Origin of the sequence: Streptomyces sp. NPDC002730 (assembly GCF_042888805.1) — a bacterium.
Taxonomy (GTDB): Bacteria; Actinomycetota; Actinomycetes; order Streptomycetales; family Streptomycetaceae; genus Streptomyces.
On sequence record NZ_JBIAQG010000009.1, the window covers coordinates 1 to 17,929 of the forward strand.

At 69.4% G+C, this 17,929-nt stretch carries 16 protein-coding genes; 11 read left to right on the forward strand and 5 right to left on the reverse strand.

From position 1 onward, the window contains the following. Entirely contained in the window at positions 1-468 is a 468-nt protein-coding gene (locus tag ACFYXH_RS22785; RefSeq protein WP_389565845.1) for a hypothetical protein, read from the forward strand. Between the two features lie 107 nt (positions 469-575). Here the strand turns inward: ACFYXH_RS22785 and ACFYXH_RS22790 are convergent, their stop codons facing one another. Then, complete coding sequence (locus tag ACFYXH_RS22790; protein WP_389565848.1) at positions 576-1,103, reverse strand: hypothetical protein; 528 nt, start codon at positions 1,101-1,103, stop codon at positions 576-578. Positions 1,104-1,746: 643 nt separating this feature from the next. Here ACFYXH_RS22790 and ACFYXH_RS22795 point away from each other — a divergent pair. The 3 genes from ACFYXH_RS22795 (at position 1,747) to ACFYXH_RS22805 (ending at position 5,924) form a co-directional block, all read left to right on the forward strand. Continuing rightward, positions 1,747-2,739, forward strand: coding sequence for an SCO0930 family lipoprotein (locus tag ACFYXH_RS22795; RefSeq protein ID WP_389565851.1), 993 nt, complete (start codon positions 1,747-1,749; stop codon positions 2,737-2,739). A gap of 207 nt (positions 2,740-2,946) precedes the next feature. Continuing rightward, positions 2,947-3,759 carry an SAM-dependent methyltransferase gene (locus ACFYXH_RS22800; RefSeq protein WP_327327423.1) on the forward strand — a complete coding sequence of 271 codons (813 nt, stop codon included), beginning with the start codon at positions 2,947-2,949 and terminating at the stop codon, positions 3,757-3,759. Further along, positions 3,759-5,924, forward strand: a complete 2,166-nt coding sequence (locus tag ACFYXH_RS22805; protein ID WP_389566763.1) for a putative bifunctional diguanylate cyclase/phosphodiesterase — start codon at positions 3,759-3,761, stop codon at positions 5,922-5,924. Before ACFYXH_RS22800 ends, ACFYXH_RS22805 begins: the two co-directional genes overlap by 1 nt. Positions 5,925-6,027: 103 nt before the next feature. On the opposite strand, the gene ACFYXH_RS22810 is transcribed toward ACFYXH_RS22805, so the two are convergent. Beyond that, positions 6,028-6,918, reverse strand: a complete 891-nt coding sequence (locus tag ACFYXH_RS22810; RefSeq protein WP_389565855.1) for a LysR family transcriptional regulator — start codon at positions 6,916-6,918, stop codon at positions 6,028-6,030. Positions 6,919-7,003: 85 nt separating this feature from the next. Here ACFYXH_RS22810 and ACFYXH_RS22815 point away from each other — a divergent pair, with 85 nt between their 5' ends. The 5 genes from ACFYXH_RS22815 to ACFYXH_RS22835 all read left to right on the forward strand — a co-directional run bounded on the left by ACFYXH_RS22815 (position 7,004) and on the right by ACFYXH_RS22835 (position 12,004). Continuing rightward, positions 7,004-7,708, forward strand: a complete 705-nt coding sequence (locus ACFYXH_RS22815) for a succinate dehydrogenase (RefSeq protein ID WP_389565857.1) — start codon at positions 7,004-7,006, stop codon at positions 7,706-7,708. A gap of 1 nt (position 7,709) precedes the next feature. Then, positions 7,710-9,692 (forward strand): fumarate reductase/succinate dehydrogenase flavoprotein subunit, encoded by a 1,983-nt coding sequence (locus tag ACFYXH_RS22820; RefSeq protein WP_389565860.1) that lies wholly within the window; start codon positions 7,710-7,712, stop codon positions 9,690-9,692. Beyond that, positions 9,689-10,435 carry a succinate dehydrogenase/fumarate reductase iron-sulfur subunit gene (locus ACFYXH_RS22825; protein ID WP_389565862.1) on the forward strand — a complete coding sequence of 249 codons (747 nt, stop codon included), beginning with the start codon at positions 9,689-9,691 and terminating at the stop codon, positions 10,433-10,435. The genes ACFYXH_RS22820 and ACFYXH_RS22825 overlap by 4 nt, the downstream gene beginning before the upstream one ends. A 321-nt stretch (positions 10,436-10,756) precedes the next feature. Beyond that, the gene (locus tag ACFYXH_RS22830) at positions 10,757-11,161 is read left to right on the forward strand and encodes a tyrosinase cofactor (protein WP_389565865.1); all 405 of its coding nucleotides are present in this window, start codon (positions 10,757-10,759) and stop codon (positions 11,159-11,161) included. A gap of 15 nt (positions 11,162-11,176) precedes the next feature. After that, complete coding sequence (locus ACFYXH_RS22835) at positions 11,177-12,004, forward strand: tyrosinase family protein (RefSeq protein WP_389565868.1); 828 nt, start codon at positions 11,177-11,179, stop codon at positions 12,002-12,004. Here ACFYXH_RS22835 and uvrA read toward each other — a convergent pair. Both uvrA and ACFYXH_RS22845 read right to left on the reverse strand, forming a co-directional pair. Continuing rightward, positions 12,001-14,430 (reverse strand): excinuclease ABC subunit UvrA, encoded by a 2,430-nt coding sequence (gene uvrA, locus ACFYXH_RS22840; protein ID WP_389565871.1) that lies wholly within the window; start codon positions 14,428-14,430, stop codon positions 12,001-12,003. The genes ACFYXH_RS22835 and uvrA overlap by 4 nt on opposite strands. 11 nt (positions 14,431-14,441) lie before the next feature. After that, positions 14,442-15,461, reverse strand: coding sequence for an LLM class flavin-dependent oxidoreductase (locus ACFYXH_RS22845; RefSeq protein ID WP_389565874.1), 1,020 nt, complete (start codon positions 15,459-15,461; stop codon positions 14,442-14,444). A gap of 49 nt (positions 15,462-15,510) precedes the next feature. Here ACFYXH_RS22845 and ACFYXH_RS22850 point away from each other — a divergent pair, with 49 nt between their 5' ends. Beyond that, positions 15,511-16,002: a hypothetical protein gene (locus ACFYXH_RS22850; RefSeq protein ID WP_389565877.1), complete on the forward strand. Its 492-nt coding sequence runs from the start codon at positions 15,511-15,513 to the stop codon at positions 16,000-16,002. Between the two features lie 67 nt (positions 16,003-16,069). Here ACFYXH_RS22850 and ACFYXH_RS22855 read toward each other — a convergent pair whose 3' ends face one another. Continuing rightward, complete coding sequence (locus tag ACFYXH_RS22855; RefSeq protein WP_326654052.1) at positions 16,070-16,285, reverse strand: dodecin; 216 nt, start codon at positions 16,283-16,285, stop codon at positions 16,070-16,072. Positions 16,286-16,560: 275 nt separating this feature from the next. Here ACFYXH_RS22855 and ACFYXH_RS22860 point away from each other — a divergent pair, with 275 nt between their 5' ends. Beyond that, positions 16,561-17,811: an extracellular solute-binding protein gene (locus tag ACFYXH_RS22860; RefSeq protein ID WP_389565880.1), complete on the forward strand. Its 1,251-nt coding sequence runs from the start codon at positions 16,561-16,563 to the stop codon at positions 17,809-17,811. Positions 17,812-17,929 lie beyond the last annotated feature (118 nt).

The following is a 17,929-nucleotide window of genomic DNA, read 5'->3' on the forward strand; positions in this document are numbered from 1 at the left end:
ATCCGTAACGACAACGGGATCCGTAACGACAACGGGATCCGTAACGACAACGGGATCCGTAACGACAACGGGATCCGTAACGACAACGGGATCCGCAATGACAACGGGATCCGTAACGACAACGGGATCCGCAATGACAACGGGATCCGTAACGACAACGGGATCCGCAATGACAACGGGATCCGTAACGACAACGGGATCCGTAACGACAACGGGATCCGCAATGACAACGGGCTCCTCGGCGACTTCGGGATCCGTAACGACAACGGGCTCCTCGGCGACAACCGGACGGTGGCGACCGCGCAGTTCACTGTCCTGCCGGGCCGAGGCGCGCTCGGCGGTCTCGGCGGCTCGGTCGGTCCTAGCGCCACCGAGATGGCGGTCGGCGCCGGCCTGGTCGCCACGGCGGCCGTCGGTGGCAGCCTGTTCATCGCCCGCCGCCGTCGTATGGCCGGCGGAAAGGTCTGACCGGCCGAACCTCCCGGTCGGCCCCCACGCCCGTCGCCCCGAGTCCTGGCCAGGACTCGGGGCGACGGGCGTATACGGGGTATGAGGAGCCGGTACAGGCGGTTGCGTCAGTGCTGACGGTTCAACGTACGCCGCCGTACGACATAGATGGTGGCGGTGGCCGCGGCGACGATCAGTGCGGTGCCTCCGGCCAGCTCCCCGGCGTTCAGTCCGCCGATGCTGCCGCCGAGACCGCCTCTGACGGCTCCGACGGCTCCGGGCCCGACGGTCGTGGTGGAGCTGATGGTCGGATTCGAGCCGCCGCCGGCGATGGCGAGAGCGAACGTTCCGACCTGCGATCCGCAGGTGAAGCGCACCGTGTACACGGTGCCCGGATTGGCGTCCGCGTCGACCGTGGTCGAGGTGGACGTGCCCGGGTTGACGGTGACGGGGTCGAAGACCCCGGACGTGGCAGTGGCCGTGGTGTTGCATCCGCTGGCGGACAGGGTGACCCGGCCGCCCGGCGGGACGCTAGAGGGGCTCACGGTGAAGAAGGGCTGCGTCAGCCGGCTGTCGGTCGCCGCCGCGGTGGGGGCGGTCAGTGCGAGTGAGGCCACTCCCAGCAGAGCGGCGGATGCGACACGAATCGCGCGCATGGTCAATCCTCCGGGTCTCCGAGGAGCAGCTGCGGAACTGGTTTCCACAAGGGTCGGGGAATGCACCTCGATGACCGAAACGCTAGGAGCGGCCTTGATCGCCCGCGATCGCTGTCGCGCGAATGGGGCATCGATGTCCCCCATGCGGCGGACAGCCAAGGGCGTCGCGGCGTTGGTTCCGGCGATGGATGCGAGGGGGCCGGCGGCAAGAGTGCGTACGACCGGCGTGTCGCGTCGCCGGAACACTTCCAGGCCGAGGGCTGCACCGAGGGTGCACGCGGATACTGCGACCCGGACCGCTACCGCGCTGTCCTCTTCGACAGCACGGCCGCGGGCGCAGCCCGCCGCATGCTGCCGAGGACCGGTGCGCCTGGGAGGACGCCGTGCGGTCCCAGGAGCCGAACGGCTCGCCGCATCGTTGCGCAGACGGAGTGACTGGTGGAGCCAGTGGTGCGGATGAGATCAAGCCAATCCGTCTTGGGGTGAATTCCCCTGATGGAAGCCGGATTTCTACGATTCGCGTTGGCGACTCCGAAGATTTTTTCAAACGGGTTGAACACGCGGAGCCCCCCTGTCCGTACCTAGGGCCATGAACACGGCGCACCTGGCGTCGCAACAGGCTCGATGGACAACAGGAGTGGACATGAACACCTGGCGTAACGCCTCGCTCGCGGTGACTGCGGCGGCCGTACTCGCGCTGACGACGGCGTGCGGTCAGGACAAGGGCACCGAGACCCCCAATGGTCAGACGGTCGGCGCGGCCAAGCCGGCCCAGCCCGGAAACGGCGGCTACGGCTCGGACTACGGCTCCGGCGCCGGCGCCGCGGAGCAGGCGGCGGCCAAGCCGGCCGGCCAACTCGCGGTCTGGGACAGCAAGGAACTCGGCAAGGTCGTCACCGACAGTGCCGGCTTCACGCTCTACCGCTTCGACAAGGACACCGCCAGCCCGCCGAAGTCGAATTGCGAAGCCGAGTGCGCGAAGGCGTGGCCCGCCGTGTCCGCCGGCGGCGCCTCGGCCGCGCCCGGCACCGACGCCTCGCTGATCGGCGAGGTCACCCGGGCCGACGGCAGTAAGCAACTCACCATCGGTGGCTGGCCGATGTACCGCTACGCCAAGGACGCCAAGCCCGGTGACGCGAAGGGGCAGGGCGTCGGCGGCACCTGGTTCGCGTCGGCCCCCGACGGCAAGAAGGCACTCGGCGGCGGCGAGGGCGCCGGGTCCGGATCGGGCTACGGCGACGGTGGCGAGGAGGCCGGCGGCGAGCCCGCCGACCTCGCCGGACTCTCCGTCCGCAAGGACCCCAAGCTCGGCGAGATCATCGTCGACAAGAACGGCATGACCGTCTACCGGTTCAAGAAGGACTCGGCCTGGCCGATGAAGTCGGCGTGCACCGGCGAGTGCCTCAAGAAGTGGCCTGTTGTCGCTCCGGTCGACAAGAACGACACCGAGGGAATCATCAAGAAGGGCTTCGTCACCTTCGACCGTCCTGACGGCATCAAGCAGCAGTCGATCGACTGCTGGCCGATCTACACCTTCGCGGGCGACAAGAAGCCGGGCGACACCAACGGCCAGGGTGTGGGCGGTACTTGGTACGTCGTATCGCCCCAGGCCAAGCTGGTCGGAGCGCCCAAGTAGTCCCCACGCTGCGCGTCCGGCCCGACCGGCCCGTCTCACGCCCCCCGCGTGATGGCGGGCCGGTTGCTATGCCACCGGCGTGTGACCAAGAACGGACCGCTAATTTCCGTTTGGGCTCGCTCTCTTGGCGGGCGATCAGTAGCCTCGGCTCGAACACCGGCCGTGAACATGGCCGAACTCCCCCGTGGCGACTTGTTGGAGACATCGATGGAGCGTCCCGCCTGGGCCCCGCAGGGCATCGACATATCGGTGCCGAGCGTGTCTCGCATTTACGACTACTACCTGGGCGGCTCGCACAATTTCGAAGTCGACAGGGAAGCCGCCCGCAAGGCGATGGAGTTCATGCCCGGCCTCCCCAAGATCATGCAGGCGAACCGGGCGTTCATGCGCCGGGCCGTGAATTACGCGGTGAGCGAGGGTGTCACGCAGTTCCTTGACATCGGCTCCGGGATTCCGACCTTCGGCAATGTCCACGAGGTGGCGCACAAGGCCGACGCCGCCTCCCGCGTGGTCTACGTCGACCACGATCCGGTCGCCGTCGCGCACAGCAGGGCCGTTCTGGACGGCGACGAGCAGGCCGTCGTCGTCTCCGCGGATCTGCGCAAGCCGCAGCAGATACTCGACAGCCCCGAGGTCGGCGGACTGCTCGACCTGGAGCGGCCGGTGGCGCTGCTCCTCGTCGCCGTACTGCACTTCCTCGAGGACGAGGACGATCCGCAGAGCGCCGTGGCCCAGCTCCGTGACGCACTGGCACCCGGCAGCCTCATCGTCATCACCCACGCCTCGTACGAAGGAATACCGCTGCCCGAGGAGCAGGCGGGCGGCGCGGTCGACGTCTACCGGAACATACGCAACCCGCTGGTCATGCGCTCGCGCGAGGAGATCGCGCGGTTCTTCGAGGGGTACGAGATGGCCGAGCCCGGTCTGGTGTCCATGCCCCACTGGAGGCCCGACGCGCCCGCCGAGCAGGAGGACCCATACGCCTTCTCGGGCTTCGCCGGGGTAGGGCGCAAGGCGTGATGGCGCCGACGGAGGTGACGGATTCCGCGGTGGACCCGGACGGCCTGGAGGACAGACTCCGGCGGTTCGCGACGATCTGGAGCCGGGCCATCTTCCCGGTGACGGCCACATCGATGACCCGGCCCGAGCTCGAGAAGCATCTGCTGCCGCTGGCCCGGCGGTTGAGGGAGTCGCTGCACGCACGGCCCTTCGACCCACAGGCCGCGCAGCGGGTCGGAGCGGCCCTGGTCGAGGCCCACTGCACGGACCCCGAAGCACTCAGCCGCACGCTCGGCGTCGTCGACGCCTATCTGGTCCTGTACTGCGGCGCCGGTGACCCGGAGCAGCCCGCCGAGGAGAGCCGGGCCCGCTGCGCCCGGCTGCAGCACGCGGTGGCCGCCGGCTTCGCGCAGGGACTGCGCGAGCGCACACTGGCCGAGCAGGAGGCCATCGCGCGCTCCTCGCTGGTGGCCCGCAGCGACGCGGTGCAGGCGCTGCACGCCACCGAGGCCCGCTTCCGTGCGGTGTTCGAGGGCGCTGCGATCGGCATCGGGATCGCCGACCTCGACGGCAATGTGCTCGAGGTCAACGAGACCCTGCTGCGGATGTTCGGCGGGCTCGAGCACCATGTGCGTGGCAGGAAGGTGACCGACTGGGCCCATCCTGAAGACCGGCCACACGTCTGGGAGTTGTACCGGGAGCTGGTGAGCGGCGAGCGCGACGACTACCGCGTGGAGAAGCCCTTCTTCCGCAACGACGGCACGGTCCTGTGGACCAATCTGACGGTCTCTCTGCTGCGGGACCCCGACGGCCGGCCGGAGTACCAGTTGGCGCTGATGGAGGACACCACCGAGCGCCGGCTGCTCAATCTGCGGCTGCGCTACGAGGCCACGCACGACGCGCTGACCGGGCTGCCCAACCGCACACTCTTCTTCGAACGGCTGGAGAAGGCGCTCTCCGCCGGCGACGGCGCCCGCTTCGGCCTCTGCTACCTCGACCTCGACGGCTTCAAGGCGATCAACGACAGCCTCGGTCACGCGGCGGGCGACCGGCTGCTGGTGGAGGTCGCGGACCGGCTGCAGAGCTGCGCCACCGCGCCCGGTGAGATGGTGGCACGGCTCGGCGGCGACGAGTTCGTGGCGCTGACCACCGGACCCGACACCCAGCGCGAGGTGGACGACCTCGCCGCCCGTATCCTCGCCGCGCTCGCCTCGCCCATCCGTGTCGACGGCCGGGAGTTCACCGTCCGCGGAAGCATCGGCATCGTCGAAGGGCCCGCGGGCGAGCGCACCACAGCCGAAGTGCTGCGCAGCGCCGACATCACCATGTACCGCGCCAAGTCGGCGGGCGGCAACCGCTTCGAGCTCGCCGACCCGGAGGCGGACGCCCGCGCCATCACCCGGCACGGGCTGACCACCGCACTGCCGGCGGCCCTGGAGCGCGGTGAGTTCTTCATCGAGTACCAGCCCTTGGTCCACCTGGGTGACGGAAGCGTGCACGGGGCCGAGGCGCTGGTGCGCTGGTGCCATCCGCAGCACGGCGTACTCGGCCCGGACCGGTTCATTCCGCTCGCCGAGCACACCGGACTGATCGTGCCGCTGGGCCGCTGGGTGCTCCAGGAGGCCGTGCGCCAGGCTCGCTACTGGCAGAGGCGGCACTCCGACGGCGGCCCGCTGCGGATCAACGTCAACCTCTCGCCCGCGCAGCTCCACCACCCCGGACTGGTCGCCGACACGGTCGACGTGCTCCAGCGCTCCGGCCTCGAACCGGGCGCCCTGTGCCTGGAGGTCACCGAGTCCGCGCTGATCGGCGCGGACGAGGATCTACTCAAACCGCTGCGCCAGCTCGCCGAGATGGGTGTGGACATCGCGCTCGACGACTTCGGCACCGGCTATTCGAACCTCGCCAATCTGCGCCGGCTGCCGGTGAGCGTGCTCAAACTGGACCGTTCCTTCACCCAGGGCATGCAGCGGCACCCGGCCGACCCCGTCGATCTGAAGATCGTCGAGGGGATCGTCTCGCTGGCGCACAGTCTGCAGCTGGCCGTGACGGTGGAGGGCGTGGAGACCGGCGCCCAGGCGGAGCAGCTGCGCGAGCTCGGCTGCGACACCGCACAGGGCTGGTACTACGCGAGGCCCGGGCCGCCGGACAAGCTGCACGCGCTGTCGCTGGCGGACGCGGTGTAGTTTTCCCGGGGCGCCGCCCCGGCCCCGCGCCTCAATCGCCGCACCATCAAGCCCGTCCGGCGATTGAGGACAACGGCCCAAGGCCGTGCTCCGACGACGGCGGTCAGTCGGCCGCTGCGCGCGAGTTCAGCAGCACCCGCTGCAGCTCGCGCGCGGCCCGCGGCGGGGCGACATCGCTGCGGTGGGCGAGCGCGATCGTACGGCGCAGTCCCGGCCGGGCGAGCGGGGTGACCCGCAGATCGCGCCCGGCGCGCTCCGCCACCATGCTCGGTACCACCGCGACGCCGAGCCCGGCCCGTACGAAACCGAGTACGGCGTCCATCTCGCCGCCCTCCACGGTGAAGGCCGGCTCGAAGCCCTCCGCGCGGCATGCGGCGACCGTCAGCTCGCGCAGGTCGTAGCCGTGCCGGAACATCACCAGCGGCTCGCCCTGCAGATCGGCGATCCGCACCGGCCGGTGCGGGGCCTTCGCCGCAGCCGGCGACACCACGACCAGATCCTCCCGCAGCAGCTCGACCGTGGTCAGCGCGGGGGAGGCGGGCGGCAACGGCAGCACGATCAGAGCCAGATCGAGCGACCCGCGGGCCAGCTCCCGTACGAGATCGTGCGAACCGCTCTCCTCGATCAGCAGCTGGATGCCCGGGTGCAGATCGTGGAAGGTCCGCAGCACATCCGGCAGCAGACCGGTGCAGAGGCTCGGCGTCGCGCCCAGCCTGACCCGGCCGCGGCGCAGCTGTGCGAGCTCCTGGACCTCATGGCGTGCGGTGTCGGTGTCGGCGAGGATGCGGCGCGCCAGCGGAAGCAGGGCCTCCCCGGCGTCCGTCAGGGCGATATTGCCGCGGGCCCGGCTGAACAGCTCCGCCCCGAGCTCCTTCTCCAGCGCCCGGATCTGCTGGGAGAGGGACGGCTGGGCGACATGCACCCGCTCGGCGGCGCGGGTGAAGTGGCGCGTCTCGGCGACCGCCACGAAGTACAGAAGCTGCTGGAACTGCATGCCATCCACGATAGGACATGTCTATGGAAATGAGCCGAATCATGTCTTGGACCTCTTGGGTCCTCCCGCCCTAGCGTCTCTGTACATGGCTCTGGCAACGCGGACGGATCGAAAACCGTCTCTCACGCGCACGTTCTGGGGATCGACGGTCGGCAAGAAGACGGTCATGGCCGTCAGCGGCCTGATCATGCTCGGCTATCTGGTCGCGCATGTGATGGGCAACCTCAAAGTCTTCTTCGGGGCGGGGGAGTTCAACGCCTACGGTCACTGGCTGCGCACCATGGGCGAGCCCGTCCTGCACTACTCCTGGGGGCTCTGGATCGTCCGCGTGGTGCTGCTCGCGGCCGTCGTGGGCCACGGCGTATCGGCGTACCAGCTCAGCAAGCGGGATCTGAAGGCCAGGCCCGTCCCGTACGCGCACAAGCGGCGCCGGGCCGGCTACGCCACCCGCACCATGCGCTGGGGCGGCATCATCGTGGCGCTGTTCATCGTCTGGCATCTGCTGGACCTGACGACGCTCACTGTCAACGAGAACGCCCAGCCGGGCCATCCCTACGAGAACGTCGTCGCGACCTTCTCCACCTGGTACGGCAACGTGATCTACATCGTCGCGATGCTCGCCGTCGGGCTGCACATCCGGCACGGCTTCTGGAGCGCCGCCCAGACCCTCGGCGTGGGCAACGCCACCCGCGACCGCGTCCTCAAGACCGTCGCAGACGTCCTCGCGCTGGTACTGACCGCGGGCTTCATCTCCGTACCCGTCGCCGTCATGACCGGAGTGGTGAGCTGACATGAACTACCTGAACTACACGACCGGCGCTCCTGTCGCCGACACCAAGGCCCCCCAAGGACCCGTGGCCGAGCGCTGGGACCGACGGCGCTTCGAGGCCGGACTGGTCAACCCGGCCAACCGCCGCAAACACACCGTCATCGTCGTCGGCACCGGCCTCGCCGGTGGCGCCGCGGGCGCGACCCTCGCCGAACAGGGCTACCACGTCGTCCAGTTCTGCTACCAGGACTCACCGCGCCGGGCGCACTCCATCGCCGCCCAGGGCGGAATCAACGCCGCCAAGAACTACCGCAACGACGGCGACTCGATCCACCGCCTGTTCTATGACACCGTCAAGGGCGGCGACTTCCGCGCCCGCGAGTCCAACGTCCACCGGCTCGCCCAGATCTCCGTGGAGATCATCGACCAGTGCGTGGCGCAGGGTGTGCCGTTCGCCCGCGAGTACGGCGGCCTCCTCGACACCCGGTCGTTCGGCGGTGTCCAGGTCTCCCGTACTTTCTACGCCCGCGGCCAGACGGGACAGCAGCTGCTGCTCGGCGCCTACCAGGCGCTCTCCCGGCAGATCGCCGCCGGCACCGTGGAGATGCACGCCCGGACCGAGATGCTCGATCTGATCGTCGTCGGCGGACGTGCCCGCGGCATCGTCGCACGCGATCTGATCACCGGCGAGGTCTCCAGCCACTTCGCGGACGCGGTGGTGCTCGCCTCCGGCGGCTACGGCAATGTCTTCTATCTGTCGACGAACGCCATGAACTCCAATGCCACCGCGATCTGGCGGGCCCATCGGCGCGGCGCCTACTTCGCCAACCCCTGCTTCACCCAGATCCACCCCACCTGCATCCCGCGCACCGGCGACCACCAGTCCAAGCTGACACTGATGAGCGAGTCGCTGCGCAACGACGGCCGTATCTGGGTCCCCAGGGCGCGCGGCGACGAGCGGCCGCCGAACGAGATCCCCGAGGACGAGCGGGACTACTACCTGGAGCGGATCTACCCCTCCTTCGGCAACCTCGTCCCGCGCGACATCGCATCGCGCGCCGCGAAGAACGTCTGCGACGAGGGCCGCGGCGTCGGCCCCGGCGGCCAGGGCGTGTACCTGGACTTCGCCGACGCCATCCGGCGGATGGGCCGGGACAAGGTCGCCGAGAAGTACGGAAACCTCTTCGACATGTACGAGCGGATCACCGCCGAGAATCCGTACGAGGTTCCCATGCGGATCTATCCGGCCGTGCATTACACGATGGGCGGCCTGTGGGTCGACTACGACCTGCAGACCACCGTCCCGGGGCTCTTCGCCATCGGCGAGGCCAACTTCTCGGACCACGGGGCGAATCGGCTGGGCGCGTCCGCGCTGATGCAGGGTCTCGCCGACGGGTACTTCGTCCTGCCGTCCACGATCAACGACTACCTCGCCCGCAATCCGCACCCGGAGAACGTCGACGCCTCGCACCCGGCGGTGGCAGAGGTGCTCGCCGAGACCGAGGACCGGCTGAACCTGCTGCTGGCCGTGGACGGCGACCGCACGCCCGATTCCTTCCACCGTGAACTCGGCCAACTCATGTGGGAGTTCTGCGGAATGGCCCGGACCGATGAGGGGCTGCGCAAGGCGCTCGACCGGATTCCGCAGATCCGCGAGGAGTTCTGGCGCCGCATCAAGGTGCCGGGCAGCGGTGAGGAGTTCAACCAGTCGCTGGAGAAGGCCAACCGCATCGTCGACTATCTGGAGCTCGCCGAGCTGATGTGCCTCGACGCACTGCACCGCGTCGAGTCCTGCGGCGGCCACTTCCGCGAGGAGTCGCAGACCCCGGACGGCGAAGCCGCGCGCAAGGACGAGGAGTTCGGCTACGCGGCCGCCTGGGAGTACCGGGGGCCCGGCGGTCGTCCCCCGGGAGAGCACAGCGGCGGGACCGGCGAGACGCCCGTCCTGCACAAGGAAGACCTCGTCTTCGAGTACGTCCACCCCACTCAGCGGAGCTACGCATGAAGCTCACCCTGCGCGTCTGGCGCCAGCAGAACCCCGACGCCCCCGGCGCCATGGTCACCTACGAGGTCGACGGCATATCGACGGACATGTCGTTCCTGGAGATGCTCGACACCCTCAACGAGGAGCTCATCCTCAAGGGCGACGAGCCGGTCGCCTTTGACCACGACTGCCGCGAGGGCATCTGTGGCGCCTGCAGCCTGGTCATCAACGGCGACGCCCACGGTCCGGAGCGCACCACCACCTGCCAGCTCCATATGCGGTCCTTCAAGGACGGCGACACCATCGACGTCGAGCCATGGCGGGCCTCCGCCTTCCCGGTGGTGAAGGACCTGGTCGTGGACCGCTCGGCCTTCGACCGGATCATCCAGGCCGGCGGCTACATCAGCGCCCCGACCGGCTCCGCTCCCGATGCCCACGCCACGCCGGTTCCGAAACCGGATGCCGACTTCGCCTTCGAGCACGCGGAGTGCATCGGCTGCGGCGCCTGCGTCGCTGCCTGTCCCAACGGCTCCGCGATGCTCTTCACATCGGCGAAGATCAACCACCTCAATGTGCTGCCACAGGGCGCGCCCGAGCGCGAGACCCGGGTGCTCGAGATGGTCGCGACGATGGACGAGGAGGGCTTCGGCGGCTGCACGCTGACCGGTGAATGTGCGACGGCCTGTCCGAAGGGGATCCCGCTGCCGTCGATCGCGGCGATGAACAAGGAGTGGCTGCGGGCGACCCGGAAAGTCCGTCGCTGAGGCCGATGTTGCGGTCGGAGCCAGGAGATTCAGGACAGCTTTCGTGTGTGAGGGCGCCCACGCTTCCCCGCCCCCGGCAACAAATTATTCATGTAACTGTCACATCAGCCGCAGGATTTACGCCCTGGGGAGCGATCGAGCCCGTGGACAGCAAGATCAACTTCGTTCAACTCTGCACTGTGTATCGCGACATGTCCGCATTGCAGCCACCCAGTACCCGGAGATTTCCCCGGCGTTCGGGTGAGCCGGTAGGCATGGCTGGGTAACGGGCGCCGACCACGCTCGTGCCCTACCAAAGCACTGCCAACTCTGGGGGTTGCCATGCCTGAACTCACCCGCCGACGCGCCCTGGGCGCCGCGGCGACCGCACTCGCCGGACTCGCCGTCGCGGATCTCGCGACCACAGTACTGTCACACCCGGCGGCGGCCGCCCCGAACGCCTCCGACCCCGCGCCGTTCGACGAGGTCTACCAGGGACGCCGCATACAGGGCGGGCCCTCGCACGGCGGCGGACACCACGGGAACGGGCACCACGGGAACGGACACCACGGCGCCGGCTACGCGGTGCGCATAGACGGCGATGAGCTGCATGTGATGCGCAATGCCGACGGCACCTGGATCAGCGTCGTCAACCACTACGAGACGTTTGCCACGCCCCGCGCGGTGGCCCGCGCCGCCGTGGTGGAACTCCAGGGCGCCGAGCTCGTCCCCCTCGTCCTCGCCTGATCCGGGAGCACCGCCATGACCGTACGCAAGAACCAGGCCCGGCTGACCGCCACCGAGAAGCGCCGCTTCGTCGACGCTCTGCTCGAGCTCAAGCGCAATGGGCAGTACGACACCTTCGTCACCACCCACAACGGCTTCATCATGAGCGACACCGACAACGGCGACCGGGTCGGCCATCGCTCGCCGTCCTTCCTGCCGTGGCACCGCAGGTTCCTCATACAGTTCGAGCAGCAACTCCAGGCCGTGGACCCCTCCGTGGCGCTCCCGTACTGGGACTGGACGGCGGACCGTACCGCGGGCTCCTCCCTCTGGGCGGCGGACTTCCTCGGCGGCACCGGCCGCAGCAGGGACGGCCAGGTGATGGACGGCCCGTTCGCGTCCGCCGCGGGCAAGTGGCCGGTGAACATACGCGTCGACGGTCGCGGCTATCTGCGCCGGGAGCTCGGCGCGGGCGGACGACAGCTGCCGACCCGGGCCGAAGTCGACTCCGTGCTCGCCATGGCCACCTATGACGCTCCGCCGTGGAACAGCGCGTCGGACGGCTTCCGCAACCACCTGGAAGGCTGGCGCGGCGTCAACCTGCACAACCGGGTGCATGTGTGGGTAGGCGGCCAGATGACCACCGGAGTCTCCCCGAACGACCCGGTGTTCTGGCTGCACCACGCCTTTATCGACAAGCTCTGGGCCGACTGGCAGGCCCGCCACCCGGGCTCCACCTATCTTCCGGCCGCCGGGACCGCCAATGTCGTGGACCTCCAGGACACGATGCGCCCGTGGAACAACGTGACCCCTGCCGACATGCTCGACCACACCCGCTACTACACATTCGACACAGCGGCCTAGCGGAGGGACCGCGCGAGGTAGGGCGCGGTACGGCTGCCGGCCGTGCCCGCCACTTCGCCCGGTGTACCGGCGGCGACGATGCGACCGCCTTCGTCGCCGCCGCCCGGACCGAGATCGATGACCCAGTCCGCGCCCGCCACCACCTCCATGTCGTGCTCGACGACCACCACCGAGTGGCCCGCGTCGACCAGACCGTGCAACTGCCGCATCAGCACCTCGACATCGGCGGGATGCAGCCCGGTCGTCGGCTCGTCCAGCACATAGAAGGTGTGCCCGCGCCGCACCCGCTGCAGTTCGGTGGCGAGCTTGATGCGCTGAGCCTCGCCGCCCGACAGCTCGGTCGCGGGCTGGCCGAGGCGCAGATAGCCGAGCCCCACATCGAGCAGGGCCCGCAGGCTGCGTTCGGCCGCGGGGACACCGGTGAAGAACTCCGCCGCGGCCTCGACCGTCAGGTCGAGCACCTCGGCGATGTTCAGGCCCCCGTAACGGACTTCGAGCGTCGCCGGGTTGTAGCGGGCACCGTGGCAGTCCGGGCACGGGGCGTACGTGCTGGGCAGAAAGAGCAGCTCCACCGAGACGAAGCCCTCGCCCTGACAGGTCTCGCAGCGCCCGCCCGCCACATTGAAGGAGAACCGGCCCGCCTTGTAGCCGCGTGCCTTGGCCTCGTCGGTCGCGGTGAAGAGTTTGCGGATGACGTCGAACAGACCGGTGTACGTGGCGAGATTGGAGCGCGGCGTACGGCCGATGGGGCGCTGGTCCACCTGGACCAGACGCTGCACGGCCGCCAGCCCCTCGACCGAGACGCACCCGCCCGCCGACGCCGCGTCCGTCCCGTCGCTGTCCGGCGCATCCGAGCCCAGCCGTTCCGCGAGAGCGCCCGCGAGCACCTGCCCGACCAGAGTCGACTTCCCCGAACCCGAGACACCGGTCACCGCGGTGAACACCCCGAGCGGGAACCGCGCGTCCACGTCGCGCACATTGTGCCGCTCGACCCCGTTCAGCCGCAGCCAGCCCGCCGGCGCGCGGGCCTCGCGCACCGGCGCGGACCGCCGCTCGAACAGGAACCGCCGAGTCGCCGACGTGTCGACCCCGGCCAGATCCGCCACCGGGCCGCTGTGCAGCACAAGACCGCCGTGCTCGCCCGCATGCGGCCCCACATCGACGAGCCAGTCCGCGCTGCGTACGACATCGAGATGGTGCTCCACCACGAAGACCGAGTTGCCCGCTGCCTTGAGCCGCTCCAGAACCACCAGCAGCGCCTCGGTGTCCGCCGGATGCAGACCGGCCGACGGCTCGTCGAGTACGTATACAACGCCGAACAGACCGGAACGCAGCTGGGTGGCCAGCCGCAGCCGCTGCAGCTCTCCGCTGGACAGGGTGGGCGCGGTGCGGTCCAGGCTGAGGTAGCCGAGCCCCAGTTCGGTGACCGTGCCGATCCGGGCGAGGAGATCGGCGGTCAGCACCCGTGTGGTCTCGGAGCCGCCACCGGCGCCCGATTCGAGCACCTCGGCGAGTCCGGTCAGCGGCAGCGCCGCCAGTTCGGCGATCGTACGGCCCGCGAACGTCACCGCCAGCGCCTCGGGACGCAGCCTGCTGCCCCCGCACGACGGACAGGGCGCACTGACCAGGAACCGCTCGGCCTTGGTGCGCAGCGTCTGGCTCTTGGAGTCCGCGAAGGTGTGCAGGACATAGCGCTGGGCGCTCATATACGTGCCCTGGTACGGGCGTTGGATACGGCCCGCCTCCCGTACCGGATGCACCGTGACGACCGGCTGCTCGTCCGTGAACAGGATCCAGTCCCGGTCCTTCTGATCGAGCTCGTGCCACGGCCGGTCGATGTCGTACCCCAGAGCGTCCAGCACATCGCGGAGGTTCTTGCCCTGCCAGGCCCCCGGCCAGCCCGCTATCGCGCCGTCCCGGATGGACAGCGACAGATCGGGGACGAGCAGCTCCTCGCTGGTGCGGTGGATGCGGCCCAGACCGTGGCACTCGGGGCAGGCCCCGGCGGCTGTGTTCGGCGAGAAGGCGTCCGAGTCCAGGCGCTGGGCCCCCTCGGGATAGTCACCCGCCCGCGAGAACAGCATCCGCAGCGAATTGGAGAGCGTGGTGACCGTGCCGACCGACGAGCGCGAGGTGGGCGATGAACGGCGCTGCTCCAACGAGACCGCGGGCGGCAGCCCGGTGATCTCGTCGACCTTGGGCGCGCCCACCTGGTGGATCAGCCGGCGGGCGTAGGGGGCGACGGACTCGAAGTAGCGCCGCTGCGCCTCGGCGTAGATCGTGCCGAAGGCGAGCGAGGACTTCCCGGACCCCGAGACACCGGTGAAAACGACGAGGGCATCGCGCGGGATGTCCACGTCGACGCCGCGCAGATTGTGCTCATGGGCGCCGCGGACACGGACGTACGGGTCGTGAGGGCTGTGCATACCAGACGATTCTAGGCGTCCGCGCTGGTCAGCCCGGCGATCCGGGCGAGGCGCCGGAACGAGTCCAGCAGAGCCTCGCGGTCGTACGTACTCGTCGTGACCAGCACCTCGTCGGCGGCACTGTCCTTCACCACCGCCTCCAGCGCCTCCGTGACCTGCTGCTCGGTCCCCGCGATATGGCCGGTGAGCCCGGACTCGTAGAACTCGCGCTGCTTCGCCGTCATCGTCAGCTCCTCGATCCGCTCCGGCGGGACGAGCGGCGGGAACACGCCGTGCGTACGGGAGTACGAGAGCGACCAGGCCTCCGGCATCAGCAGCCGGCGGGCCTCCTCCTCCGTGGCGGCGACCGCGACCGTGCCCGCAATGACCACATAGGGCCGCTCGGACCAGGCGGAAGGACGGAAGTCCTGCCGATAGCGGTCGACGGCGGTCAGCATCCGGTCACGGCCCCGGATGTCGCCGATGACCAGCGGCAGCCCGGCCTCGGCCGCGATCTTCGCCCCTTCGCCGGTGGCCAGGAGGTACGGCGGGACACGCAGACCCTCCGCCGGGCGGGCGTGCACCTGCGGATGCGCCGTCTGTTCACCGGTGAACCAGCCGAGCAGTTCCTCCAGCTGCCCGGCGAAGTCCTCCGCGTCCTTCTTGTCGCGGCCCAGCGCCCGGCGTATCCCGTCCGTGAAGCCGACCGAGCGGCCCAGACCCATGTCGATCCGGCCCGGGAAGAGCGACTCCAGCACTCCGAACTGCTCGGCGACGACCAGCGGTTGATGGTTGGGGAGCATCACGCCGCCCGTGCCGACGCGGATCGTCGAGGTCGCGGCGGCGACCGCCGAGGCCAGGACGGTCGGCGCGGAGCCCGCCACCCCCGGCACGCTGTGGTGTTCGGAGACCCAGAAGCGGTGATAGCCGAGCGCCTCCAGCTCCTGCGCGAGCCGCACGGTGTCGCGCAGGGCCTCGGGCCCCTCGTGCCCCTCGCGGGTGCGGGAACGGTCGAGTACGGAGAGGCGGGCGGACGCGATCACTGAGCTCACACCCGGTTACAACGCCCTTGGCACGCCAGGATTCCCTAGGCTGGGGGCCGTGACGCGAAGCAGCAGGCCACTGGCCGTATTCGACCTGGACGGGACGCTCGCCGACTCCGGGCACCGGCAGCACTTCCTCGAGCGCAAGCCGCGCGACTGGGGCGCCTTCTTCACGGCTGCCCCCGACGACCCGCCGCTGGCGAAGGGCATCGAGCTGTGCCTGCAGGCCGCTGAGGAGTGCGAGGTCAGGTACCTCACGGGCAGGCCGGAACGGTGCCGCAGGGACACCCTCGACTGGCTGGCGGCGCAGGGGCTGCCGGAGGGGAAGGTGTTGATGCGGCGCAACGACGACCGCCGCCCGGCCCGCACCACCAAACTGGAGATCCTGCGGCGGCTGGGCCGGGACCGGGAGATCCGGATGCTGGTGGACGACGACGAGCTGGTGTGCGACGAGGCCGAACGGGCCGGCTTCCCGGTCGTACGGGCCCGGTGGGCGGCCGGTACGACCGAGGCGCTGAAGGACGCTCAGGAGCGCGAGGGCCGTACCTGACCCACCCTGGTACCGACGTGAGCCGCCCTGATCCCGACGGCCGGCGGACGGTCCGCTCGTCAGCCGGTCACTCGCCGTCCTCGAGGCGGAAGCCCACTTTGAGGCCGACCTGATAGTGCTGGATCTGCCCGTCGACGATCTGGCCGCGGACCTGGGTCACCTCGAACCAGTCCAGTCCCCGGAGCGTCTGGGCCGCACGGGTGATGCCGTTGTGGATGGCCTGGTCGACGCCCTCCGGTGAGGTGCCGACGATCTCGGTGACCCGGTAGGTGTGATTCGACATGTGTGTCGCACTCCTCTCTGTACGTTCACTCAACGGTGCCCCACCAGGAGGCGCTGCGCGAGGCGTCGGGAACGGAACGGTCGTCCGCGGCCGGCCCGGGTGCGAGCCGGGGGACGATGCGGTAGCGGTCGCCGCGAGGGGCTCGATCACGCCGTTCGGGTCTTGACCGGCTCATTGGTACATACCAAAATCCAGCCACACCCGTGCAAGCGCGGAGCGCGCTTCCCCCCATGTCGGGTTCACGCTCCCGTGCTCTCACGCAGAAGGTGACCCCCGTGAAGAACCGCTCGCTCGCCGTGTCCGTCGCGCTCGTCTCCGCCGTCGCGCTCGGCGGCTGCGGCCTCCTCCCAGGCGGCGGGTCCGAGACCCGCACGGTCAGGATCTGGCTGATGAAGGACAGCGTCACCGGCGACTTCCTCAAACGCTTCACCAGCGCCTACCAGCAGGACAACCCTTCCGTGAAGCTGGAGTTCACCTTCCAGGAGTGGACCGGTATCGGTAAGAAGGTCACCGCCGCGCTGGAGAGCAAGCAGGCGCCGGACGTCATCGAGGTCGGCAACACCCAGGTCGCGCAGTACGCGGAGAGCGACGCCCTGTGGGACCTCACGCTCGAATCGGTCCGCGACCTCGGCAGCGACGACTGGCTGCCAGGCCTGGCGGAACCGGGCAGCATCAACGGCTCGCAGTACGGCATTCCCTGGTACGCGGCCAACCGTGTCGTCGTCTACAACAAGGACCTCTTCGCCGGCGCCGGGATCGAAGAGCCGCCCACGACCCGTTCCCAGTGGCTCAAGGTCTCCGGGAAACTCAACCGGAACGGCGTCCAGGGCATCTATCTCTCCGGCCAGGACTGGTACAGCCTGGCCGGCTTCATCTGGGACGAAGGTGGGCAGCTGGCCGTCGAGAAGGGCGAATGGCAGGGCGCGCTGGACACTCCAGCGGCGCTGAGAGGCATGGCTTTCTACAAGGAGCTGCAGTCGCACGGCGAAGGACCCAAGGACGCGGACGAGGAGACACCCCCGCAGGCCGAAGTCTTCGCCAAGGGCGACGTCGCCCAGATGATCGCGGTGCCGAGCGCAGCCACCGTCATCGAGAAGCGCAATCCCCGGCTCAAGGGCAAGCTCGGCTTCTTCCCCGTACCGGGCAAGACGGCCGGCCGGCCCGGCGCCGTCTTCACCGGCGGCTCCGATCTGATCATCCCGGCGAACGCCCGCGAGCGATCCGCCGCGGTCGACGTCGTCAAGGCGCTGGCGGGCGAGAAGTGGCAGACGGACCTCGCCCGGACGATGCACTACGTGCCCAACAAGACCACCCTCGCGGGTGTCCTCGGGGGTGAGGAGAGCACCGCGGCGATGGCCGCGGGAGCCGCGCAAGGCAGGGCCACACCAAATTCTCCGCAGTGGGCGAGCGTCGAGGCCGACAACCCGATCAAGCCGTACATGACGGCGGTACTCCAGGGCAAGGAGCCCGGACGAGCGGCGCGAGCCGCGTCCAAGCGCATCACCGTGGCGCTCACGCCCCACTGAGCCGCCCGCTCCTCCTACCCTCTGTGCACGCTCGGTGGCACCGTATTCCCCGCCATTCAGCCGTCGCACATCCAGTCTCCGCCGAGCGGTCATGTCGAATCCAGTCGGCCACGGAAGA